We start from the raw sequence: 21,368 nt of genomic DNA on the forward strand, positions 1-21,368 counted from the left end.
CGCATTTGTCGGGGGAGCGCGGGACGCCGGGCCCGGACTGTGGCAGGTGGTTCTGCCCGAACTGAGGGTTACCGAAGCGTAGAAACCTACGGATTTCGTTGTGGGTGAACACCGAAGCCCCTTGATCGAGTCGCTCTCGCGTCCGTCACGCGTCTCTCTCAAGGGGCTGGGGTGTCTCACGTCTCACATGTCTTGAGCCGCTGGGCGTACGTCAGCCCAGGTCGCCCGTGGCCGTACGCTCGGCCAGCCGCACCAGGGTGCGCACGGCCGATCCGGTGCCGCCCTTGGGGGTGTAGCCGTACGGGGCACCCTCGTGGAAGGCCGGGCCCGCGATGTCCAGGTGGGCCCAGGTGATGCCCTCGCCCACGAACTCCTGGAGGAAGAGGCCGGCCACCAGGCCGCCGCCCATGCGCTCGCCCATGTTGGCGATGTCGGCGGTGGGGGAGTCCATGCCCTTGCGCAGGTCGGCGGGGAGCGGCATCGGCCAGGAGGCCTCGCCGACCTCCTCGGCGATCTCGTGGACCGAGGTGCGGAACGCGTCGTCGTTGGACATGACACCGAAGGTGCGGTTGCCCAGGGCCATGACCATGGCGCCGGTCAGGGTGGCGACGTCGACGATCGCGTCCGGGTTGTCCTCGGAGGCCTTGGTCAGCGCGTCGCCCAGGACCAGACGGCCCTCGGCGTCCGTGTTGAGGACCTCGACGGTCTTGCCGCTGTACATGCGCAGCACGTCACCGGGGCGGGTGGCGGAGCCGGACGGCATGTTCTCGGCGAGCGCGAGCCAGCTGGTGACGTTGACCTGGAGGCCCAGCTTGGCCACGGCGACGACGGCGGCGAAGACGGCGGCGGCGCCGGCCATGTCGCACTTCATCGTCTCGTTGTGGCCGGCCGGCTTCAGCGAGATGCCGCCCGAGTCGTAGGTGATGCCCTTGCCGACGAAGGCCAGGGTCTTCTCCGCCTTGGGGTGCGTGTACGAGAGCTTCACCAGGCGCGGCAGGTTCTCGGAGCCCTTGCCGACGCCCATGATGCCGCCGAAGCCGCCCTTGACCAGGGCCTTCTCGTCCAGGACCTGGACCTTGATGCCGTGCTCCTTCGCGGTCGCGGAGGCGACGGCGGCGAAGGACTCGGGGTGGAGGTCGTTCGGCGGGGTGTTGACCAGGTCGCGGGCGATGTTGACCTCGGTCGCGACGACCGAGGCGCGCTCGACGGCGGCCTTGTGCTCCTTGTCGCGCGGCTTGGCGCCGAGCAGGGTCACCTCGGCGAGCGGCTGCTTCGGGCCGCCGTTCTTGGCGGCCTTCTTCTCGCCGCCCTGGTAGGCGGTGAAGGCGTAGGCGCCGAGCAGTGCGCCCTCGGCGACGGCGGTGACCGCGGAGGCGTCGTCCAGGGGGAGGGCGAAGGCGGCCTTCTTGGAGCCGGCCAGCGCGCGGGCGGCGGCGCCGGCGGCGCGGCGCAGGGCCTCCTCGTCGTAGGACTCGTCCTGCTCCGGGACGGAGCCCAGCCCGACCGCCAGCACGACCGGGACCTTGAGGCCGGCCGGGGCCGGCAGCTTGGTGATCTCGCCTTCGGCGCCCGAGGCACCGAGCGCGTCGAGCACGGCGGCGAGCTTTCCGTCGTACGCCTTGTCCACGGCTTCGGCCCCGGCGGCGACGATCAGGCCCTTGGGGCCCTTCGCCACGCCGACCACGAGGGCGTCGGCGCGCAGCGTCGCCGCGCCGGCAGTGCTGAGAGTCAGAGCAGTCACGGTGGTGAAGTCTCGCTTCCGTTTGTGTTGATGGGCGCTTCGGTCGCGTCGGGGTCGCCGGCCGCTCCGCAGCGATCGTATTCCGGCCCGACGTCCGCCGGAAATGAGCCTACGCGTAGGTACTCGACCGTACGTCACCCGAAGGTTTGGCAAGTTGTTCGACCGGAGGGCTATCAGGTTCACCCATCTGTGGCCTCTGTTCCAGGTTTGCCCCTTAGACCTGACGAGGTCCGAGAGACTCCAGGCACTCTCGCAAGGGGACGCGGGGTTCCTTTGCATGATTTCCACAGAGCCTCCCCGGCCCGGCCGTCCGCCAAGGGCCGGAGCCGAGGGATGCCTGCGGGGGGAAAGGCCGAAATGGTCAACAAGAACCGGATGAACAGGGTCGCCGCCGCCATGGCCGCGGCAGCTCTGATGTCCGTGGCAGTACCCGCCGCGGCCGCCGAGGCGGTCGTGACACCGCGTATCGACCTGAAGGTGCTCGTCGTCGACGACGGCGGCAGCTCGGTCGAGGCGATCACCGCGGAACTCCGCGACACCGGAGTCCCGTTCACCCGCGTCGAGCTGGGCAGCAGCAGCCGCCCGGTCATCAACGCGGCGTATCTCAGCGACACGGTCGACGGCCGTCCGCGCGCCAAGTTCCAGGGGGTGGTCCTGCCGAACGAGAACCCGTTCGGAGAGGGCTCGGCCGAGATGGCCGCGCTCACGGCGTACGAGACGACGTACAACATCCGTCAGGTGGACGCCTACACCTGGGCCCACCCGGGGGTGGGCCTGGAGTACACCGACAACGGCGGCTACGGCGGCCAGCTCGACGGCACCCGGGCCGCGGTCACCACGGCCGGCAAGGCAGGCGCGTTCGGCTACCTCGGAGGCCAGGTCACCTTCGAGGACAACTCCACCCTGGTACCCGAGAGCTACGGGTTCATGGGCAAGCCGCGCACCGGCTACACCAGCTACCTGGACGCCCCCGTCGGCGACGGACGGGCCTCGCTCGTCGGCGAGTACACCCACGACGGGCGCAGCGAGCTGGTCGTCACCTTCGGCTACAACCAGTACCAGCAGCAGTTCCGGCTGGTCGCCCGCGGCATCGTCGACTGGCTCACCCAGGGCGTCCACCTCGGCCAGGAGCGCGCCTACTTCGCGGTCCACGTCGACGACGTCTTCGCCCCCGACGCCCGCTGGAGCAAGGACCTCAACTGCACCCCGGGCGACTACGCCTGTGAGGGCGGCGAGGGCAAGGAGAGCACCATCCGGATGACCGCCGCCGACGCCCAGTACGCGGCGCAGTGGCAGACCTCCAAGAACTTCAAGCTCGACATGCTCTTCAACGCCGGCGCCGGCGAGGAGTGGAAGGCGGAGAACGGCGGCACCGACGCGCTGACCGCGCAACTGGTCGCCGACCGGGCCAAGTACCGCTGGATGAACCACACGTACACGCACCCCTTCCTCGGCTGCGTCCAGGACGTCACCACCGTCCCGTGGAGCTGCACGAAGAACTCCACCGGCGCCGTCCAGTGGATGAGCCGGGCCGAGATCTCCGCGCAGATCCGCGACAACAACAACTGGGCCGCCGCCAAGGGCATCACCACCGACCGCACCGAACTGGTCACCGGCGAGCACTCGGGCCTCAAGACGGCCCCGCAGCAGCCCCAGGACAACCCCAACCTGGCCGGCGCGCTCGCCGACAACGGCGTGAAGTGGGCGGGCAGCGACAACTCCCGCGAACCCGCGCAGCGGGCGGTCGGCGCCGCCCTGACCGTCCCGCGCCACCCGATGAACGTGTACTACAACACGGGCACCAACGCGGAGATGGCCGACGAGTACAACTGGATCTACACCAGCCGCGCCGACGGCGGCAGCGGCGCCTGCGAGGACAACCCGGCGACCTCAACCTGCCTGCCGGCCCCCCTCGACGTCAACACCGGCTACCTGGACTACGTCGTTCCGCAGGAGGCCCGGACGGCCCTGCGCCACGTGCTGACCAACGACCCGCGGCCGCACTACGTCCACCAGACCAACCTCGCCGAGGACCGCACCCTCTACCCCGTGCTCAACGAGGTCCTCGACACCTACCGCACGCTCTACGCGCCCAGTGCCCCGATCGTGAACCAGAGCATGAAGGCGACCGGCGTCGAGCTCAGCCGCCGCGCCGCCTGGGACAAGGCCGTCGCCGCCAACCAGGTCGTCGCCTACCGCATCGGGACGACCGTCACCGTCAAGACGCCGTCCGGAGTCGTGGCCCCGGTCACCGCGCCCACCGGCACCAAGAAGCAGCTCCTGCTCGGCACCGCGGACTTCGGCACCGCGTACGCCGGCTCCCGCTCCGCCTGGACGGCTCCCGAGCTGTTCCAGTCGGCGGTCACGCTGAGGCTGCCCAGCTGACCCTCGCCCCACCCGGCCGTGCCGACCCCGGTCGGCACGGCCGGCACCGGTAACACCCAGAGCCGGCGCTCCGCGAGACCTACGGGCGCCGGCCCCTTTTCCGTCCTGGGGGGACTCACCACATGAGCCATGGGCGCCATGTCACCATGCTCACCGAAGGCACCTATCCACACGTACACGGGGGCGTCAGCACCTGGTGCGACCAACTGGTACGCGGTATGCCGGAGGTCGACTTCAACGTCATAGCCCTGACGGGCTCCGGACGCGAGCCGGTCGCCTGGGAGCTGCCGCGCAACGTCTACCGCCACACCGCCGTCCCGCTCTGGGGCCCGCCGCCCGCCCGCAGCCGCCGCCAGGCGCTACGCGGCAAGGCCCAGCGCCGCTTCACCGAGACCTACGAGACGTTCCTGCTGTCACTGCTGGACTCCGCGCACCACAGGCCAAACCCTTCGGCTGGGCCAGGCCTTCCGGCCCGAGCCAGGGGATTCTCCGGGGCCCTGCGCGAACTGGCCGTGCTGGCCCGGGAGGGCAAGCTCGCCCCGGCACTGCGCTCAGAATCGATCCTGCGCCTGCTGATGGCCGTATGGACCCGCCCGGGCCTGGCCACCGCCGCTGCCGAGCCGACCATCCACGACGCGCTCACCGCCACCGACCTGCTGGAACACGCGCTGCGCCCGCTCTCCGTGCGGATCCCGCCCGACAGCGTCGCGCACGCCGTCAGCAGCGGCCTCGCCACCCTGCCGGCCCTCGCCGCCAAACACCTCGACGGGGTGCCCTTCCTGCTCACCGAGCACGGCATCTACCTGCGCGAGCGCTACCTCGGCTACCGCACCGCCGAACAGCGCTGGCCCGTCAAGGCACTCATGCTCGGCTTCTACCGGGAGCTGAACACCGAGGGCTACCGGCAGGCCGACCTGATCACCCCGTGCAACCAGTACAACCGCCGCTGGGAGGAGCGCGGCGGCGCCGACTCCGGCCGGATCCGCACCGTCTACAACGGTGTCGACCCGCACGTCTTCCCCGAGGCCGGACCCGAACCCGAGGTCCCCACCCTCAGCTGGTGCGGCCGCATCGACCCGATCAAGGACCTCGAAACCCTCATCCGGGCCTACGCGTTCATGCGCGAGGAGCTGCCCGCCCTGCGCCTGCGCCTCTTCGGCCCGGTCCCGGCCGGCTGCGAGGACTACAAGCTCAGCCTGGAGAAACTCGCCGCCGAACTCGGGGTGACCGACGGAATCGCGTACGAGGGGCGCATCGACCAGGTCGCCAAGGCCTACGCGGCCGGCAGCGTCGTGATGCTCTCCTCCATCAGCGAGGGCTTCCCCTTCAGCATCATCGAGGCCATGTCCTGCGGCCGGACCACCGTCTCCACCGACGTCGGGGGAGTACGCGAGGCCGTCGGCGACACCGGCCTCGTCGTCCCGCCGCGCGAGCCCGAGACCATGGCCCGCGCCACCCTCGCCCTCCTCCGCGACCACGAACGCCGCGCCGAGCTGGGCAGGCTGTCCCGCAAGCGGGTGGTGGAGAAGTTCACCCTCCACCAGTCCGTGGACGGCTTCCGACACATCTACCGCGGCCTCGCCCATCAGAAGCATGCCGGCCAGCCCGTCCTCCCCGTCCACGCGGGCGACGACTGGACCCAGCGGCTCGCCGACCCCTGGTACAAGGAACTCGCCGCCGACGGGAGCCTGTGGTGAGCGGATCCCTCTGGCTGAAAGTCCCGGGCGGCAACACGCTGCCCGCCGTCCCGAGGCCCCGGCGGACGGCGCCCCCGGCCGCCGACCCGATGGACGAACTCGCCGACCGGCTCGGCGGGTTCATCGCCGCCGCCGTACACCCCGACGAGATCGCCGCCATCCTCGAATCCGACGGGATGACCGACGAGCACATCCGGCTCACCTACGGCCGCCCCGACTCCTTCGGACTCGCCGAGGAGCTCTACGACCGGGTGCCCCGCTCCTTCCCGGAGCCCGAAGGAGCCCCCGACCCCTGGAAGGTCTCCCTCACCGCCTGCCTGCTGCGCGGGGTCATCTTCGCGCTGCCCGGCCTCGCGTACCTGCTGGGCGCGCCCCTGCTGGAAGGCCCGCAGGACCGCCTCGGGCTGCCCGCCGGGACCCTGACCCTGCTCGCCGGGGCGCTCATCGGCTGGGTCTGGGACCAGACCCTGTCCCACCGGGCCTACTCCTGGCTCGGGCTCGGCGACCGGGCCGCCGCCGGGCGGATCCTGCTCGTCGGCGCCCCCGCAGGGGCACTGCTGGGCACCGCCGCCGCCCTCTCCGTCCCCGGCGGGCCGCCGTTCTCGTACGCCTTCGCGGCCGGCCAGGCCTCCTACGTCGGGGCCGCCACCGTGCTGCTGGTGCTCGGCCGGGAGCGGGTGCTGCTCGCGGCGCTCGCCCCGATGGCCGCGGGGGCGGTGCTCGTGCTGTTCACCGACCTGCCCGTGCCGGTACGGGTGACCCTGCTGGTGGTGTCCCTGCTGGCCGCCTGCACCCTGGCGGTACGGGAACTGCCGCTGGCCGAGGGCGTACGGGCGGCCGTGCGCCGGATCCGCGGCTGGGCCGGACGCCGGCCGGGGGAGGGCCCGGTGCGCTGGCGGATGCTGCGCGGCGCCGAGGAGGAGTACGCGCCGCGCGGGCCCCGGCTCGCGGACTCCGTGCCGTACGGGGTCTTCGGGCTCGGCACCGGCCTGCTCGTGCTGTACGCCGCCCTCGGGGAGGTGCTCGCCGGCGGCCCCGCCGAGGCGGTCGCCGCCCCCTCGGCGGTGGCCCTCACCCTCAGCATGGGCCCCGCCGAATGGCTGCTCCACCGGTTCCGCAGCGGCAGCCTCGCCGGGCTCCGGTCGGCCCGCTCGCCCAGGGCGTTCCGGCGCCGGATGCTCGCCACCCTGGTCCGGTGCCTCGCCGTGTACCTGGCGGTGCTGCTGGCCCTGGGCCTGGCCGGAACCCTGCTCTGGCCCGGCGCCCCCGGCCTGACCGGGATCCGGGCCGCCACCCTGCTGCTGCTCGGCGCGGTGATGTGGACCGGGCTGCTGCTCCAGTCCTTCGGGGCGGTCCGCCCCGCCGCCGCAGTCTGCGCCTCGGCGGCCGTCGCCCAGAGCCTGGCGCTGCTGACCGGGCTGGGGCAGCCGCGGCTGGTCCAGCTGGTGGTCGCCGGCACGGCCGCCGCGGCGCTGGCCACGCTGGTCTGCCTGCTGCTCGGCCGCGCGACGGCACACCGCTGACCGCGACCCCGTACAACGCCCCCCGTACAACGCGACCCCATACAACGCGACCCCGTACAAGAGGAAGGACGTCATGCTGCTGGTGCCCCTCTACGAGCACCCCGCCGACCGGCCCGAGGCCTGGGAGCTGCTGATCCGCTCCGCCGGCCGGCTGCACTCGGTCGTGCTCAACCCCGACAGCGGGCCGGGCCGCGCGCCCGACGAGCGGTTCGCCGCCGTCGCCGCGCGGCTGCGCGAGGCCGGGGTGCCCGTCCTGGGGTACGCCGACACCGACTACGGGCGCCGCCCGCACGCCGCCGTCGTCCAGGACCTGCTGCGCCACCGCGACTGGTACGGCGCCGACGGGGCGTTCCTCGACCAGGCCGCCTCCGACCCGGACCTGCTGCCCCACTACGGGCGGCTCGCCGTCGCCGCACGGGCCGCGGGCGCCCGTACCCTCGTCCTCAACCACGGGGTCCACCCGCACCCCGGCTACCTCGAACTCGCCGACCTGCTGGTCACCTTCGAGGGCCCCTGGGACGCCTACCGGGACGCGCCCGCCGGGCCGCCCTGGACCGCCGACCACCCCGCCCAGCGCTTCTGCCACCTCGTGTACGCCGTCCCGCCGGGCGCGCCGGCCGCCGAGCTGGCGGAGCAGCGGCGGGCCGGGGTGCACTGCGCGGTCCCCGGGGCCGGCGCGCACCCGTGGGGAACCCTCCCGTACGCCCTGGAGGCCGCCGGATGAGGCGCCCGTACGGACGCGGATCGGCCCTGCTCGCCGCATCGCTGCTCCTGCTGCTCGCCGCCTGCACGGCCGAGCCCGACGAGGACGCCCCGGATTCCGGGCCCGCGCCGTCGCCGGAGGAGCGCTGGCAGCCCGAGCCGGGCATCGACTGGCAGTGGCAGCTCAGCGGAGAGCTCGACACCTCGGTGGACGCGCCGGTGTACGACATCGACGGGTTCAACACCACCAAGGACCAGATCGCCACGCTGAAGGCGGCCGGCCGCAAGACCATCTGCTACCTCTCCACCGGAGCCTGGGAGGAGTTCCGCCCGGATGCCAAGGACTTCCCCGAGGCGCTGCTCGGCGAGGGCAACGGCTGGGAAGGAGAGCGCTGGCTGGACATCCGGCGGACCGCCGAGCTGGAGCCGCTGATGGCCAAGCGCATCGACATGTGCCGTGACAAGGGCTTCGACGCGGTCGAGCCGGACAACATGGACGGTTACGACAACACGTCCGGCTTCCCGCTCACCGCCGGGGACCAGCTGGCGTACAACCGGCTGATCGCGAAGCTGGCGCACGACCGGGGCCTGTCGGTCGGGCTGAAGAACGACCTGGACCAGATCCCGCAGCTCGTCGGCGCGTTCGACTTCGCGGTCAACGAGCAGTGCGCCGAGTACGAGGAGTGCGAGCGGCTGACCCCGTTCATCGAGGCGGGCAAGGCCGTGTTCCATGTGGAGTACGAGCTTGCGACGAGCCGGTTCTGCGGCCTCTCCGCCGAGCTGAGGCTCAGCTCGCTACAGAAGAAGCCCGACCTGGACACCTGGCGCAGGACCTGCCCGGCGGACCATGGCCGGCCAGGGTCGCGTTCGACGGCCGGCTAGGCCGCGGCTAGGCCACCGGCAGGATGGCGTGCACCCGGTAGCCGCCGCCGTAGCGGGGCCCGGCGAAGCAGGAGCCGCCCAGGGCGGTGGCCCGCTCGCGCATGCCGAGCAGCCCGTGCCCGCCGCCCTCGTCGCCGCCCTCGTCGCCGTCCGGGGAGGGGTCCGGGCCGGAGCCCCCGTCGTCCAGCACGGTCACCTCCACCGAGGCGCCGACCCGGACTACGCTGACCTCGGCCCGGGCTCCCGGGCCCGCGTGCTTGCGTACGTTGGTCAGCGCCTCCTGGATCACCCGGTACGCCGCCAGGTCCACGGCGGACGGCAGCGGCTGCGCCGCCCGCTCCAGCTGGACGATCACCTCCACCGGCAGCCCGGCATGCCGGAAGGAGGCGGCCAGGTCGTCGAGTACGGCCAGCCCCGGCGCGGGCTCGGTCGGGGCCTCCGGGTCACCGGTCTGCCGCAGCAGCCCGACCGTGGCGCGCAGTTCGTTCAGCGCCGAGCGGCTGGCGTCCCGTACATGGGCGAGGGCCTCCTTGGCCTGGTCCGGCCGCTTGTCCATGACGTGCGCGGCGACCCCGGCCTGCACGTTGACCAGCGCGATGTGGTGGGCCACCACGTCGTGGAGGTCCCGGGCGATCCGCAGCCGTTCTTCGGCGACCCGCCTGCGGGCCTCCTCCTCACGGGTCCGCTCGGCCCGCTCGGCCCGCTCCCGTATGGCGTCGACGAACGCCCGGCGGCTGCGCACCGCGTCGCCGGCCGCCGCGGCCATCCCGGTCCAGGCGAAGATCCCGAGGTTCTCCTGCGCGTACCAGGGCAGCGGGCCGACCAGCATGGCCACGCCGGTCAGGCCGGTCATGGTGAGCAGCCCGACCCGCCAGGTGGTGGGCCGGTCGGTGCGGGCGGCCACCGTGTACAGGGCGATCACCGTGGACATGGCGACGGGCGCCCGGGGCTCCCCGGTGGTCAGCTCCAGCAGCGAGAGCCCGCCGGTCACGGCGAGCACGGCGCGCGGCTGCACGCGCCGGAACACCAGGGTGGCCGCGCCGAGCACCATCAGCACCAGCGAGGACGGCTCGGGGGTCCGCGTACCGAATTCGGGCCCGTGCGGCCCGTGCGGATCGGCGAAGGATCCGACGACCATGCAGATGAGCGCCCCCAGCGCGAGTACGGCATCGGTGGCGAGCGGATGGGCCCGCATCCACTGCCGCGTGGGGGCGAACGGCTGCCCGAGGTGAGTCGTCACCCCGATACGGTACGGCCTGTTCCGCGCAGCGGCGCTTGAGGCCGGGAGCGGGCCGGGGCCCATCTGGCACGCACCACGCACACCGCCATGACGGCGGCGATGGCCGCCAGGTGCTCCTTGCCCGCCAGGTTGTCCTTGACCAGCACCTCGCCGATCATCGCCGCGATCACCAGCGCCCCGGTGAGGTACGCCCGGTACCGCCAGCAGACGTAGATCGCGAGGCCCACCACCGCCGCCGACGGCCCGGTGTCGTTGACGATCCGGTCGGACACCGGCAGGCCGAAGGGGTGCTCCGGGCCCAGCGAGAGCCCGATCCGCGCGTACGTCGTCCCGGCGAGGGTGGCCACGTAGCCGATCAGCAGGGTGCGCCACCAGCCGATACAGATCTCGGAGATCCCGAAGACCAGCAGGATCTGCGCCAGCGCCCCCCACACCGGCAGGTCAAGGGCGGGCACGAACAGTGACAGCGGGGTCCGCAGCAGGGCCAGCCAGAGCGGGTCGACGGCCTTCACCGATCCGAGGTTCTGGACCGGCTGGAAACCCCAGGACGTGTTCTGGACGATCTGGAAGACCGAGGTGAGGCAGACCGCGCCGATGGTCATCGGGACCGCCCGCCACTTCTCGTGGACGAGCGTGTCCCGGATCGTCCAGAACAGGGGCCCCCACTCGCGGCGGGCGAACCGCCACAGTGAGGCCGTGGTCCACGCTGTCAACGATGGGTCTCCAGATGTCTGCGGTGCAGCCACTTCGGCAGGCCGGGGGCCTCCAGGAACCCCTCGGCCCGGCCCGCCGCGATACCGATCCGCAGCAGGTCCGAACTCTTCTCGAAGAGCATGAACCGCGGTTCCCAGATCGGCCGGTATTTGGCGTTGGCCCGGTAGAGGGACTCGATCTGCCACCAGCGCGAGAAGAAGCTCAGCAGCGAGCGCCACATCCGCAGCACCGGACCGGCACCGAGCTTCGACCCGCGCTCGAAGACGGAACGGAACATCGCGAAGTTCAGTGAGACCTGTGTGACGCCGATCTCTTTGGAGCGTTCCAGGAGTTCGATGACCATGAACTCCATCAGACCGTTCTCGGAATCGCGGTCACGGCGCATCAGGTCCAGCGACAGACCCTTGGATCCCCACGGCACGAAGGACAGCAGCGCCCGCAGATCGCCATTGCCGTCGGTGCACTCCAGCATCACGCACTGGCCGTCGGCGGGATCACCCAGTCGGCCCAGCGCCATCGAGAAGCCGCGCTCGGTCGCCCCGTCGCGCCAGTCGTCGGCGCGGCGCACCAGCTCGTCCATCTCCTCGGCGGGGATGTCGGCGTGGCGGCGGATCCGGACCGTGTACCCGGCCCGCTTGACGCGGTTGAACGCCTGCCGGACCGTCCGCATGGCGCGGCCCTCCAGGGTGAACTCGGCGGTCTCGACGATCGCCTCGTCACCCAGTTCCAGCGCGTCCAGGCCGTGCCGGGCGTAGATCTGCCCGGCCTCCTCGCTCGCGCCGTTCACGGCCGGGACCCAGCCGTGTTCGCGGGCCTCGGCCAGCCACGGCTCGATGGCGCCGGGCCAGGCCTCGGGGTCGCCGATCGGGTCGCCGGAGGCCAGCGACACCCCGCCGACGACGCGGTAGGTGACTGCGGCCTTGCCGGAGGGGGACCAGATGACGGACTTCTCGCGGCGCAGTGCGAAGTAGCCGAGCGAGTCGCGGTCGCCCTGCTTGGCGAGCAGGGCGCGCAGCCGCTCCTCGTCCTCCTCGGTGATCGGGTCGACGGCCCGGCGCGAGCGGAACGCCGCGAACAGCACGGCGAGCAGCAGCATCATCGACATGACGTTGATGAAGACGTCCACCCAGCCGGGTGTGGTGATCGCGTTGTACGCCCGGTCGTCCGGGGCCAGGGTGATCAGCCGCATCACGCCGTACCGCCAGCGCGCCAGGAACGGGGCGTCGGCGGCGTCCGGATCGGTGTTGGTCGCGCCGACCAGCAGGGCGGCGACCAGCGAGGTGAGCAGCAGACCGACGGCGGCGACGGCCACGGCCAGCTTCGGGTTGGAACGGTCGCCCTTGGCGTAGAACTCGTGGCGGCCCAGCAGCAGGGCGCCGACGAAGGCCGCGGTCAAGACGAGCGAGACCCAGTTCTGGGCGTGCTCACGGAACGGCGGGTAGTACCCGGTGAACGCCGAGACGGCGAAGGCGAGCAGCAGCACCCCGCCCAGCACCAGGTTCAGGATCCAGGCGGCCCGCTTGCGGCGGCCCATCGTGACCGCGAGCAGCAGCGAGAAGAGGCCGGAGGCGAATCCCGCCGTGAGCAGGTACGGGGTGTAGAAATCGGCGGTGTTGTGCTCGCGCAGGTCCTGCCCGAGCGAAACCCACACCGCGCTGAGGAAGTTGACGAAGGTGACGGCGCGCAGGTACCAGACCGCGAAGGCGGCACCGCGCCGCGATCGTCGACTCCCCCTGCCGCTGCGCCCCCTGCCGGCCTCCTGGCCGCTGTCGTTCTTGTTCCTTCCGGGCGCCTGTTCGGCTCCCCGGTCGGTCGCTGCGCTGGTCAAACGGACCTCTCCCATAAAAAGCGATCTTATGGGGCGTCGCCGTCCGCAGGCGGTCGGTCCGAGCGCCGCGGGCTGGTCAGGCTCGCGGTACTGGTCGCCTCATTCCGTCGGCTGCTCCGCCGCCCGCTCCGGGAGTTCCGCCGCGAGTGCGGCGGCCGCCTGGACCAGGGGGAGTGCCAGCAAGGCCCCGGTTCCTTCGCCCACAGTGACGCCGTGGTCGAGCACAGGGTTGAGCGCCATCCGGTCCAGCGCCTTCGCCTGGCCCGGCTCGCCGCTCGCCTGACCTGCCAGCCACCAGTCCGGGGCCCGGAACGCGGCCCGCTGGGCCACCAGTCCGCAGGCCGCGGAGACGACGCCGTCGAGGATCACGGGAGTACGGCGCACCGCGCACTGGAGCAGGAAGCCGGTGATCGCGGCGACGTCCGCGCCACCGACGGCCGCCAGCAGCGCGACCTGGTCGCCGAGGACGGGGCGGGCCCGGCGCAGCGCGTCGCGGATCGCCGCGCACTTGCGCATCCAGGCCAGGTCGTCGATGGGCGCCCCGCCGCGGCCGGTGACGACCGAGGCGTCGGTCCCGCACAGGGCGGCGACCAGGGTGGCCGCCACCGTCGTCCCGCCCACGCTGAGGTCGCCGAGGACGACGAGGTCCGTCCCCGAATCCGCCTCCTCGTCGGCGATCGCCATCCCGAGCCGCAGCGCCGCCTCGGCCTCTTCGGCCGTCAGCGCGTTCTCCACGTCGATCCGCCCGCTGCCGCGTCGTACGCGGTGGCGGACGATGTCCTCGGGGAGCAGCCCGGGCTCGCAGTCCAGGCCGGCGTCCACGATCCGTACGGTGGCACCGAGCCGCCCGGCCAGGATCGAGACGGGGCTAGCCCCGTCGAGCACCGCGCGCACCAGGGTGTGGGTACTGCCTGCGGCCCGGGCGGAAACCCCCTCGGAGGCGATCCCGTGGTCGGCGGCGAACAGCACGACGCGCGGGCGCTCGATCGGCTTGACCGGGACCTGCCCCTGCGCGGCAGCGAGCCACTCCGCGAGATCGTCCAGCCGCCCCAACGCCCCCGGGGGCACGGCCAGCCGCTCACGCCGGTCCTCGGCGTCACGCCGAACGCCCCCGTCGGGGCGCTCGATCAGATCGGAGAAGTCGTCGAGATTCAGCGTGGTCATCTGCCAGAGCGTACAGCCGGTGAGGCCCTCCCCAAGCCCGCCCCCGGCCCCGCATTCGAGCCGCCCGCCGGGCGGTTTCAGCCTCGCCCGGGGCCATCCCGCCTCGCCGGCGTCTGGGGCGCTGGGGGCCGGCCGGCCCCGGCCCCCAGCCGGCCTGGGACGCCGGGAGGCGGTCAGTCCTTCAGGACCACCGCCTGGCCGGCCACCACCAGCAGCACGTGCTCGCACTCACCGGCGACGTTCGCGTTCAGCCGCCCCAGCTCGTCGCGGAAGCGCCGGCCCGACGCGGTCGCAGGTACGACACCCGACCCCACCTCATTGCTGACCAGCACCACCGTCCGCCGGGTGGACCGCACCGCCGCCACCAGTTCCGCCATCCGCTCGCGCAGTCGCTTCTGGCCGTCGCCCGCCCAGACGGCGTCGTCCCACGCCCCGGCCCGGTCCATCGCATCGGTCAGCCACAGCGCCAGGCAGTCGATCAGCAGCGGCGGCCCGCCCTCCACCAGCAGCGGTACCAGGTCGCACGTTTCCACCGTCCGCCAGGTCGCCGGCCGCCGCTCCCGGTGCAGGCCGACCCGGGCCGCCCACTCCGAGTCCCCCTCGCGGGTGCCGCCGGTCGCCACGTAGACCACCTCGGGGAAGCCCCCCAGCCGCAGCTCCGCCTCGTACGACTTCCCGGACCGCGCCCCGCCCAGCACCAGCGTCCGCCGCGGCAGATCCGGCAACGCGTGGTACTCGCCGGCCGTCACCGTCGTCCCGTCCGGCACCGCCCGCGCCCCCGCGGCCGCGCACCGCCGTTCCAGCTCCCGCCCCGGCGGGGTGTCGTGGTCCAAGTGCACGGCGATCACATCGGTGGTCGGGCCCACCGCCCCGCTCGCCCGCAGCCGCGCCAGCGCCTCCGGCCGGCCCAGCACATCCGCGAGCACCGTGTCGTACGGCCGCTGCCCGAACATCCCGTTGGTTCCCGCCGGCGCCCCGCCCGGCGGCAGGTACAGCAGCCGGCTGCCGTCCGGTCCGGTCACCTCGTACCCCGTGCCGGGGGAGTCCATCGGGACGGCCCGCACCCGGTGCCCGCTGATCACGGAGAGTTCCCGCCCGTCCGGCACCCGCCCGGCGGCCGGCAGCCCGGGCGGCAGCTCGACGGCCGGCCCGTCGTGCGGGTGGGTCAGCAGCACCTGCCGTACGCCGGCCAGCGAATGCCCGGCCCGCGCGCCGGCAAGCACCGCCCCGGGCGTCAGGTCGAGCAGCAGCGCCCCGTCCACCAGGACGGCGGTCGCCGCCCGGGACCTGGTCCCAACGGAGACCGCGCAGGCGGCGCAGGGACAGCCGGGGCGGGGCAGTCCTTCGGGTGTTCCGGTACCGAGCAGAGTGAGTTCCACGGGATGATCCTCCCGCGTCGCCGCGACTGGTGCGCGCCCGGTTAGTCTGCGGGCAGACTCAAGGCGAGAAGCGGACGAGCAACGGAGGCGGACATGGCGTGGACGTGGCGGTTCGAGACGGCCGACGGCAGCGAGACGAGCCCGTCGGTGGTTCCCGAGGAGTTCACCACGCAGGGGGACGCGGAGTCCTGGATCGGTGAGTACTGGAAGGACCTGCTGGAGGGCGGCACCGAGAAGGTGAAGCTGTCCGACGACAACGGCACCGAGCTCTACACGATGAGCCTGCGCGAGGCGCTGGACGCCTGAGCGGGCGCGGAGCCCGGGTTCCGTTTCCGGGGCCCGGGCTCTCGCGGTTCTTCGCGGTTCTTCACGGGAAAGGGCGAGGGTCAGCCCCGCACGCCGCACAGGTGCAGCAGCGCGGCGACCCCGCGGTACGGATCGGTCCGCCCGGCGCGGTCCTCGGCGGCCAGCAGCCGCTCCAGTTCCTCGTCCGGCGGGAGCTTCTCCCCGGCTTCGGTGCCGTCGGTGAAGACCCGTACGCCGTACCAGGCCTGAAGCGGGGCCCCGATCCCGGACAGCGTGGCCGTCAGACCGGCGAGCCGGTCGGCCCGTACCTCCAGGCCCAGCCGGTTCGTGTAGTCGACGGTGTCGAAGGCGGCCAGCGCGGCCGTCCAGTCGCCGCCCAGCCCGGGCCGCATGGCGAGCGCGTCGCCGTTGCGCACCAGCAGGGACAGCAGACCGCCGGGCGCCAGCATCCGGGCCAGCCCGGCGAGCATCGCGTCCGGCTCGGGCACGTACATCAGAACGCCGTGGCACAGCACGACGTCGAAGCTGCCCGGCAGGAAGTGCGCGCCCGTCTCGCGGCCGTCGCCCTCCAGCAGCCGGACCCGGTCCTGGATCCCGGCCGGTTCGGCGGCCAGCGCCTCGCGGGCGACCTCCAGCATGGCCGGGTCCTGTTCCAGGCCGGTGACCTTGTGCCCGGCGCGGGCGAGGCGGAGTGCCTGGGTGCCCTGGCCCATGCCGACGTCGAGGACGCGCAGCCGCTGCCCCACCGGGAAGCGGTGCGCGATCTGCTCGTCGACCTGGCGGCCCACGAGTTCCTGGCGGACGGCGTTGCGCAGTCCACCCAGTCCCTCGAGCCACAGCCGGGCCCCCCCGGAAAAGCCGTCCCCCGCCCGTGGAACCCCGGGCTTCCCTCCGCTCAGGGCCGTTCCCCGCGCTTGACCTGCGGCTTCGGCAGGCGCAGCCGGCGCATCTGGAGGGTGCGCATCAGGCCGTACGCGACCGCGCCGCGGCGCGGCTCGTCCGGGAAGCGCTCATTGAGGGCCTTGCGGAGGCGGAACACCAGGCCGATGGAGTCGAGGATGATCAGCGCGATCACGCCGAGCCACAGCAGCAGCGCGATGTTCTGGATCGACGGCACCCGCACCATGCTCAGCACCAGGATGATCACTGCCAGCGGCAGGAACATCTCGGCGACCGAGAAGCGGGAGTCCACGAAGTCGCGGACGAACTTGCGGACGGGGCCCTTGTCGCGGGCGGGCAGGTAGCGCTCGTCGCCACTGGCCAGCGCCTCACGCTGCTTGGCCATCTCCACGCGACGGCGCTCACGGGATCGCTTGGCATCCTCCTTGCGGTTGCCGGTCGAGGCCACCACGGCCTTGCGCTGCGACTGGGCCACAGCACGCTTCGGCGTAGGGCGGCCCTTCGGGGCCTGCGGGTCACGGGGCTGCGAGAGGTCGGCGCTCACCTTGTCGGTGGCGGCGGCCTTCTCTTCCTTGGAGGAACGGCTACCAAACACAAAACCCAAGCCTACGTGGTCACGGGCATGGGCCCCACCCCGGCTGGGAACGATCCGGCAACGACGGGCGTCTTCCCTTGCAAGGGGATCACCTACTCCTCACGCCTGAGAGGGCGCGGACGCGGTCGTCCTGGAGGAGGAGCGCATCCGCACTCGAACAGTGCGGTAATGGAGACAGGGCCCGTACTGTGGGTTCTGATGGCGGTCGTCTCGGGAGACCGAGGATCGCAATTGCTGGTGACCTGGAGCGAAGTCCGTCTAGAAGGGGGCGCGCGAAGCCCATGAGCGGTGTCATGAAGCGTATGGGGATGATCTTCCGCGCGAAGGCGAACAAGGCCCTTGACCGGGCCGAGGACCCGCGCGAGACCCTCGACTACTCGTACCAGAAGCAGCTGGAGCTGCTTCAGAAGGTGCGCCGCGGAGTCGCCGACGTGGCGACCTCCCGCAAGCGTCTGGAACTGCAGCTGAACCAGCTCCAGGGCCAGTCGTCCAAGCTGGAGGACCAGGGCCGCAAGGCGCTCGCCCTCGGCCGCGAGGACCTGGCCCGCGAGGCCCTGTCCCGCCGTGCCTCGCTTCAGCAGCAGGTCAGCGACCTGGAGGTGCAGCACCAGACGCTTCAGGGCGAGGAGGAGAAGCTGACCCTCGCCGCCCAGCGGCTCCAGGCCAAGGTGGACGCCTTCCGCACGAAGAAGGAGACCATCAAGGCCACCTACACCGCGGCCCAGGCGCAGACCCGGATCGCGGAGTCCTTCTCCGGCATCTCGGAGGAGATGAGCGATGTCGGCCTCGCCATCCAGCGGGCCGAGGACAAGACCGCTCAGCTGCAGGCCCGCGCCGGCGCGATCGACGAGCTGCTGGCCTCCGGCGCCCTCGACGACCGGAGCGGCCTCGGCTCCAAGGACGACATCCAGGCCGAACTGGACCGCCTCTCCGGCGGTACGGACGTGGAGCTGGAGCTCCAGCGGATGAAGGCCGAGCTGGCGGGCGGCCCCTCCGCGCAGCAGCAGGCCATCGAAGGCGGCGCCCCGGGCACCGCGCAGCAGCCGAACTCCCAGCACCGGTTCGACAAGCAGTAGGACGGGGCCCGTCATGATTGTCCGCATCATGGGGGAAGGCCAGTGGAAGCTGGCCGACAGTCATTTCACCGAGCTCAACAAGCTGGACGACGAGCTCCTCGCGGAGATGGAGTCCGGCGACGAGGAGGGCTTCCGGCGGACGCTGGGCGCGCTGCTCGACGCCGTACGACGGATCGGTGAGCCGCTGCCCGACGACGCGCTGGAGCCGTCCGAGCTGATCCTGCCCGCGCCGGACGCGACTCTGGACCAGGTCAAGGAGATGCTCAGCGACGACGGCCTGATCCCGGGCTGAGTCTCGACACGCGGTGGGCCCGCCCCCTTCCGAGGGGGGCGGGCCCACCGCGTTTTCAGTCCCCGGTTCAGTCCCCGGTCCGGTCCCCGGTGGGTTTGTCGGCGATCGGGACCCGGTCGGCGTCGGGGGTTCCGCCGATGAAGTTCTCGAACTTGCGGCGCGGTGCCGCCCAGCGGCGGTCGTGGCGGAAGGCGCGCAGTCCGGCCTTGGCGCGCGCCCGCGGGCGTTTCGCGTAGAAGCGCTTCGCGTACGGGGAACCGGGCCGGGCCAGCCGGATCGCGCCGATCAGTGCGACGAAGGGGACCACCGTGCCGAAGAACGCGGTGCGCGCCTTGCCCTTCCACAGGGCGATCAGGGCCAGGAAGAAGTTGGTGGCGGTGTTCATGATGACCAGGCCGCGGCTCTGCCGCTCCTCGGTGGTGAGGTCGTTGACCCCGAACGGCAGGAAGCCGCCCAGGACCAGCGCCACCAGCGCGGCCGTCAGGACCACGATCTCGACGCTCTTGCGGCCCTGCTCGCTCCAGTAGACGTCGTCGAGGTGCAGGATCAGCGCGAACTCGTCCAGTACCAGGCCCGCCCCCAGCCCGAAGAGCACGGCGGAGAGGATCGCGCCGAAGCTGTGGTGACCGCTGCCGACCGCGCCGAATCCGCCGATGATCACGAGGATCACGCCGGGCACGACGTGGTGGATGTGCATCCCGCCGGGGGTGACGTTCTTGAAGGGGCCTCGGCCGGCTCTGATGAGCCGGGTGATCACGCGGGTGACCAGGAAGGACAGGACGAAGGAGAGCAGGGCGAGGAGCAGGGGCAGCTTCCCCGGTTCGACGATGTTCCGATACCACCAGTGACCCATGACACCAGCTCCCATTTTGCCCGTAATGGGCAATTTACCGGTCGCGGGGAGCCGGTAGCGTTCGCGCCGATGACAGATTCGCTCGATGATCCGCAGCTGACGCCGCCTCCGGAACGCGCCTCGTTCCTGGACGGGGTCCGCTTCGCGTTCGGCACGCTCACCGTGCTGCCGGCCCGAATCACCCGCTGGGACCGCCCGGCAGCCCGCACCGGCATGGCCTGCGCGCCCCTGGCCGGACTCGTGGTGGGCGTGCTCGCGGCCGCGGCGGGGGCGCTCCTGCTGGTGCTCGGCGGCGGCCCGCTGCTCGCGGCGTCGGTCACCGTGGCCGTACCGGCCGCGCTGACCCGGGGGCTGCACCTGGACGGCCTGGCCGACACGGCCGACGGGCTGGGCAGTGCGAAGCCGGCCGAAGCCGCGCTGCGGATCATGAAGCAGTCCGACATCGGTCCCTTCGGGGTGGTGGCCCTGCTGGTGGTGATGCTGATCCAGGTCGCGGCCCTGTCCCAGGCGTACGCCGGCGGCTGGGTCCGCGGGGCCCTGGCCACCGTCCTCGCGGCGGTCACCGCGCGGCTCGCCATGACCCTGGCCTCCCGCGACGGCGTCCCGCCGGCCCGCCCCGAGGGACTGGGCGCGGCGGTCGCGGGCGTGGTCCCGCGCCGGTCCGCCGCCGCCGTCGCCGCGCTCACGGTGCTGACCGCCGCGGCGTCGGCCCTCCCGCTGGGCCTCCCGTCGGCCGCCCAGCACGCGGCCGCCGTCCTCACCGGCCTGCTGGCCGCGGAACTCCTCCTCCGCCGCTGCGTCCGCCGCTTCGACGGAGTCACCGGCGACGTCTTCGGCGCCCTGGCCGAGGTCTCGTCGACCATGGCCCTGATCGCCCTCGCCCTGGGTCAGTGAGGCCCGTCTCCCGGACCGGGCGGCCCCGGCGGCCGCGGGAGCGCCCGAGGGGGACCGGTAGTGTCAGGGCGTGGAAGAGACGCCGACGCCCATCAGGGTGCTGCTCGCCGACGACCAGGCCCTGCTGCGCAGCGCCTTCAAGGTGCTCGTCGACTCCGAGCCCGACATGGAGGTCGTCGGTGAGGCCTCCGACGGGGCGCAGGCCTACGCGCTCGCCCGCGAACGGCGGGCCGACGTCGTGCTCATGGACATCCGCATGCCCGGCACCGACGGACTCGCCGCCACCCGGATGATCAGCGCCGACCCCGAACTCGGCACCGTCCGCGTGGTGATGCTGACGACCTTCGAGGTCGACGAGTACGTGGTCCAGGCCCTGCGGGCCGGCGCCTCCGGCTTCCTCGGCAAGGGCGCCGAGCCCGACGAACTGCTCAACGCCATCCGCGTCGCCGCGGCCGGCGAGGCCCTGCTCTCCCCGGCCGCCACCAAAGGGCTCATCGCCACCTTCCTCGCCCAGGGCGGCGGAGCCGACGACACCCCCGCCGCCGGCACCGCGCACGCGCAGCGGCTTGCCGCGCTGACCGGCCGCGAGCGCGAGGTGCTCGTCCACGTCGCCGCCGGGCTCTCCAACGACGGGATCGCCGGCCGGCTGGAGGTCAGCCCGCTCACCGTGAAGACCCACGTCAACCGCGCCATGGCCAAGCTCGGCGCCCGCGACCGCGCCCAATTGGTGGTCATCGCGTACGAATCGGGACTGGTCCGGCCGCGGGCGGAGTAGGGCGGAGCGGGGCGGAGCAGCCGCGGAGTGGGGCCGCGGAGTACGGCCGCGGAGTACGGCCGCGTACTGCGGGCGCGGTATGCGCCGGATAAGGACGGGACCTGGGAGCGACGCAGGGCCGCCCCGGCGTGCGAAAGGCTGAAGGGCCCTCGCCCACGTCACTGCAGAGAGACTCCCCACCATGTCATGGCTGTCCCGATTCAGCGGACTCTTGTGAGGAACCCCGGGCCTGAAGGACTCCGTTGGGAAATCCGTAATCCGGGCCTGGCCGCCTTGTCGTTAGGCGGTCAGTTCGAGTCGGGCAAGGTGTGAGGTCCTGGTCTCGCCGAGTGGTGTTCCGGTCAGCCAGGCGTCGAGTCTGATGATGTTGATAGCGGTGGCGGCGAAGATGTGGCCGAGATGGGTCTTGGGCAGGCCGGTGT

Annotated in this window: 19 protein-coding genes; 10 read left to right on the forward strand and 9 right to left on the reverse strand. The window is 72.4% G+C overall.

The features are described from left to right. Positions 1–211: 211 nt before the first annotated feature. Entirely contained in the window at positions 212–1,741 is a 1,530-nt protein-coding gene (locus J7I97_RS20545) for a leucyl aminopeptidase (protein WP_214936980.1), read from the reverse strand. A 357-nt stretch (positions 1,742–2,098) separates the two neighbouring features. Between J7I97_RS20545 and J7I97_RS20550 the strand changes: the two genes are divergently transcribed. The 5 genes from J7I97_RS20550 to J7I97_RS20570 all read left to right on the forward strand — a co-directional run bounded on the left by J7I97_RS20550 (position 2,099) and on the right by J7I97_RS20570 (position 8,930). Beyond that, positions 2,099–4,126, forward strand: coding sequence for a hypothetical protein (locus J7I97_RS20550; protein ID WP_214937016.1), 2,028 nt, complete (start codon positions 2,099–2,101; stop codon positions 4,124–4,126). Between the two features lie 122 nt (positions 4,127–4,248). After that, entirely contained in the window at positions 4,249–5,823 is a 1,575-nt protein-coding gene (gene pelF / locus J7I97_RS20555) for a GT4 family glycosyltransferase PelF (RefSeq protein ID WP_214936982.1), read from the forward strand. Continuing rightward, a complete protein-coding gene (locus tag J7I97_RS20560) occupies positions 5,820–7,346 on the forward strand; it encodes a hypothetical protein (RefSeq protein ID WP_214936984.1) in 1,527 nt (508 codons plus the stop codon). The genes pelF and J7I97_RS20560 overlap by 4 nt, the downstream gene beginning before the upstream one ends. Before the next feature lie 73 nt (positions 7,347–7,419). After that, entirely contained in the window at positions 7,420–8,070 is a 651-nt protein-coding gene (locus tag J7I97_RS20565) for a spherulation-specific family 4 protein (RefSeq protein WP_214936986.1), read from the forward strand. Further along, positions 8,067–8,930 (forward strand): endo alpha-1,4 polygalactosaminidase, encoded by an 864-nt coding sequence (locus J7I97_RS20570; RefSeq protein ID WP_214936988.1) that lies wholly within the window; start codon positions 8,067–8,069, stop codon positions 8,928–8,930. Before J7I97_RS20565 ends, J7I97_RS20570 begins: the two co-directional genes overlap by 4 nt. A gap of 7 nt (positions 8,931–8,937) precedes the next feature. On the opposite strand, the gene J7I97_RS20575 is transcribed toward J7I97_RS20570, so the two are convergent. From J7I97_RS20575 to J7I97_RS20595, 5 genes are all read right to left on the reverse strand, one after another. Continuing rightward, on the reverse strand, positions 8,938–10,125 hold the full coding sequence (locus J7I97_RS20575) for a sensor histidine kinase (protein WP_251059017.1): 1,188 nt from the start codon (positions 10,123–10,125) through the stop codon (positions 8,938–8,940). A gap of 41 nt (positions 10,126–10,166) precedes the next feature. After that, positions 10,167–10,883, reverse strand: coding sequence for a hypothetical protein (locus J7I97_RS20580; protein ID WP_214936993.1), 717 nt, complete (start codon positions 10,881–10,883; stop codon positions 10,167–10,169). After that, positions 10,880–12,727, reverse strand: coding sequence for a phosphatidylglycerol lysyltransferase domain-containing protein (locus J7I97_RS20585; RefSeq protein ID WP_214936994.1), 1,848 nt, complete (start codon positions 12,725–12,727; stop codon positions 10,880–10,882). The genes J7I97_RS20580 and J7I97_RS20585 overlap by 4 nt, the downstream gene beginning before the upstream one ends. Positions 12,728–12,811: 84 nt before the next feature. Then, the gene (cobT, locus tag J7I97_RS20590) at positions 12,812–13,876 is read right to left on the reverse strand and encodes a nicotinate-nucleotide--dimethylbenzimidazole phosphoribosyltransferase (protein ID WP_214936996.1); all 1,065 of its coding nucleotides are present in this window, start codon (positions 13,874–13,876) and stop codon (positions 12,812–12,814) included. Positions 13,877–14,049: 173 nt separating this feature from the next. After that, positions 14,050–15,255: a bifunctional adenosylcobinamide kinase/adenosylcobinamide-phosphate guanylyltransferase gene (locus J7I97_RS20595; protein WP_214936998.1), complete on the reverse strand. Its 1,206-nt coding sequence runs from the start codon at positions 15,253–15,255 to the stop codon at positions 14,050–14,052. A gap of 93 nt (positions 15,256–15,348) precedes the next feature. Here J7I97_RS20595 and J7I97_RS20600 point away from each other — a divergent pair, with 93 nt between their 5' ends. After that, positions 15,349–15,561 carry a hypothetical protein gene (locus J7I97_RS20600; protein WP_214937000.1) on the forward strand — a complete coding sequence of 71 codons (213 nt, stop codon included), beginning with the start codon at positions 15,349–15,351 and terminating at the stop codon, positions 15,559–15,561. Between the two features lie 80 nt (positions 15,562–15,641). On the opposite strand, the gene J7I97_RS20605 is transcribed toward J7I97_RS20600, so the two are convergent. Next, the gene (locus J7I97_RS20605) at positions 15,642–16,400 is read right to left on the reverse strand and encodes a class I SAM-dependent methyltransferase (protein ID WP_214937018.1); all 759 of its coding nucleotides are present in this window, start codon (positions 16,398–16,400) and stop codon (positions 15,642–15,644) included. A 56-nt stretch (positions 16,401–16,456) separates the two neighbouring features. After that, positions 16,457–17,065, reverse strand: coding sequence for a DUF3043 domain-containing protein (locus J7I97_RS20610; protein WP_251049957.1), 609 nt, complete (start codon positions 17,063–17,065; stop codon positions 16,457–16,459). Between the two features lie 272 nt (positions 17,066–17,337). On the opposite strand from J7I97_RS20610, the gene J7I97_RS20615 reads away from it, so the two are divergent. Together J7I97_RS20615 and J7I97_RS20620 are read left to right on the forward strand one after the other, a co-directional pair. Continuing rightward, positions 17,338–18,132, forward strand: a complete 795-nt coding sequence (locus J7I97_RS20615; protein ID WP_214937002.1) for a PspA/IM30 family protein — start codon at positions 17,338–17,340, stop codon at positions 18,130–18,132. 13 nt (positions 18,133–18,145) lie between these two features. Then, positions 18,146–18,424, forward strand: a complete 279-nt coding sequence (locus J7I97_RS20620) for a hypothetical protein (RefSeq protein ID WP_214937004.1) — start codon at positions 18,146–18,148, stop codon at positions 18,422–18,424. 67 nt (positions 18,425–18,491) lie between these two features. Here J7I97_RS20620 and J7I97_RS20625 read toward each other — a convergent pair whose 3' ends face one another. Beyond that, on the reverse strand, positions 18,492–19,277 hold the full coding sequence (locus J7I97_RS20625) for a hypothetical protein (protein ID WP_214937006.1): 786 nt from the start codon (positions 19,275–19,277) through the stop codon (positions 18,492–18,494). A 69-nt stretch (positions 19,278–19,346) separates the two neighbouring features. Between J7I97_RS20625 and cobS the strand changes: the two genes are divergently transcribed. Together cobS and J7I97_RS20635 are read left to right on the forward strand one after the other, a co-directional pair. Then, positions 19,347–20,171 carry an adenosylcobinamide-GDP ribazoletransferase gene (gene cobS, locus J7I97_RS20630; protein WP_214937008.1) on the forward strand — a complete coding sequence of 275 codons (825 nt, stop codon included), beginning with the start codon at positions 19,347–19,349 and terminating at the stop codon, positions 20,169–20,171. A gap of 70 nt (positions 20,172–20,241) precedes the next feature. Continuing rightward, positions 20,242–20,946 carry a response regulator transcription factor gene (locus J7I97_RS20635; RefSeq protein ID WP_214937010.1) on the forward strand — a complete coding sequence of 235 codons (705 nt, stop codon included), beginning with the start codon at positions 20,242–20,244 and terminating at the stop codon, positions 20,944–20,946. Positions 20,947–21,368 lie beyond the last annotated feature (422 nt).

The sequence above is a fragment of the Streptomyces sp. ISL-87 genome (assembly GCF_018614095.1).
GTDB lineage: Bacteria > Actinomycetota > Actinomycetes > Streptomycetales > Streptomycetaceae > Streptomyces.

Bases quoted from the DNA above. Each gene is read 5' to 3' on its own strand.
- J7I97_RS20550 (WP_214937016.1), top strand. From the start codon at position 2,099: ATGGTCAACAAGAACCGGATGAACAGGGTCGCCGCCGCCATGGCCGCG.
- pelF (WP_214936982.1), top strand. From the start codon at position 4,249: ATGAGCCATGGGCGCCATGTCACCATGCTCACCGAAGGCACCTATCCA.
- J7I97_RS20565 (WP_214936986.1), top strand. From the start codon at position 7,420: ATGCTGCTGGTGCCCCTCTACGAGCACCCCGCCGACCGGCCCGAGGCC.
- J7I97_RS20570 (WP_214936988.1), top strand. From the start codon at position 8,067: ATGAGGCGCCCGTACGGACGCGGATCGGCCCTGCTCGCCGCATCGCTG.
- J7I97_RS20575 (WP_251059017.1), bottom strand. From the start codon at position 10,125: ATGCGGGCCCATCCGCTCGCCACCGATGCCGTACTCGCGCTGGGGGCG.
- J7I97_RS20585 (WP_214936994.1), bottom strand. From the start codon at position 12,727: ATGGGAGAGGTCCGTTTGACCAGCGCAGCGACCGACCGGGGAGCCGAA.
- cobT (WP_214936996.1), bottom strand. From the start codon at position 13,876: ATGACCACGCTGAATCTCGACGACTTCTCCGATCTGATCGAGCGCCCC.
- J7I97_RS20600 (WP_214937000.1), top strand. From the start codon at position 15,349: ATGGCGTGGACGTGGCGGTTCGAGACGGCCGACGGCAGCGAGACGAGC.
- J7I97_RS20615 (WP_214937002.1), top strand. From the start codon at position 17,338: ATGAGCGGTGTCATGAAGCGTATGGGGATGATCTTCCGCGCGAAGGCG.
- J7I97_RS20620 (WP_214937004.1), top strand. From the start codon at position 18,146: ATGATTGTCCGCATCATGGGGGAAGGCCAGTGGAAGCTGGCCGACAGT.
- J7I97_RS20625 (WP_214937006.1), bottom strand. From the start codon at position 19,277: ATGGGTCACTGGTGGTATCGGAACATCGTCGAACCGGGGAAGCTGCCC.
- cobS (WP_214937008.1), top strand. From the start codon at position 19,347: ATGACAGATTCGCTCGATGATCCGCAGCTGACGCCGCCTCCGGAACGC.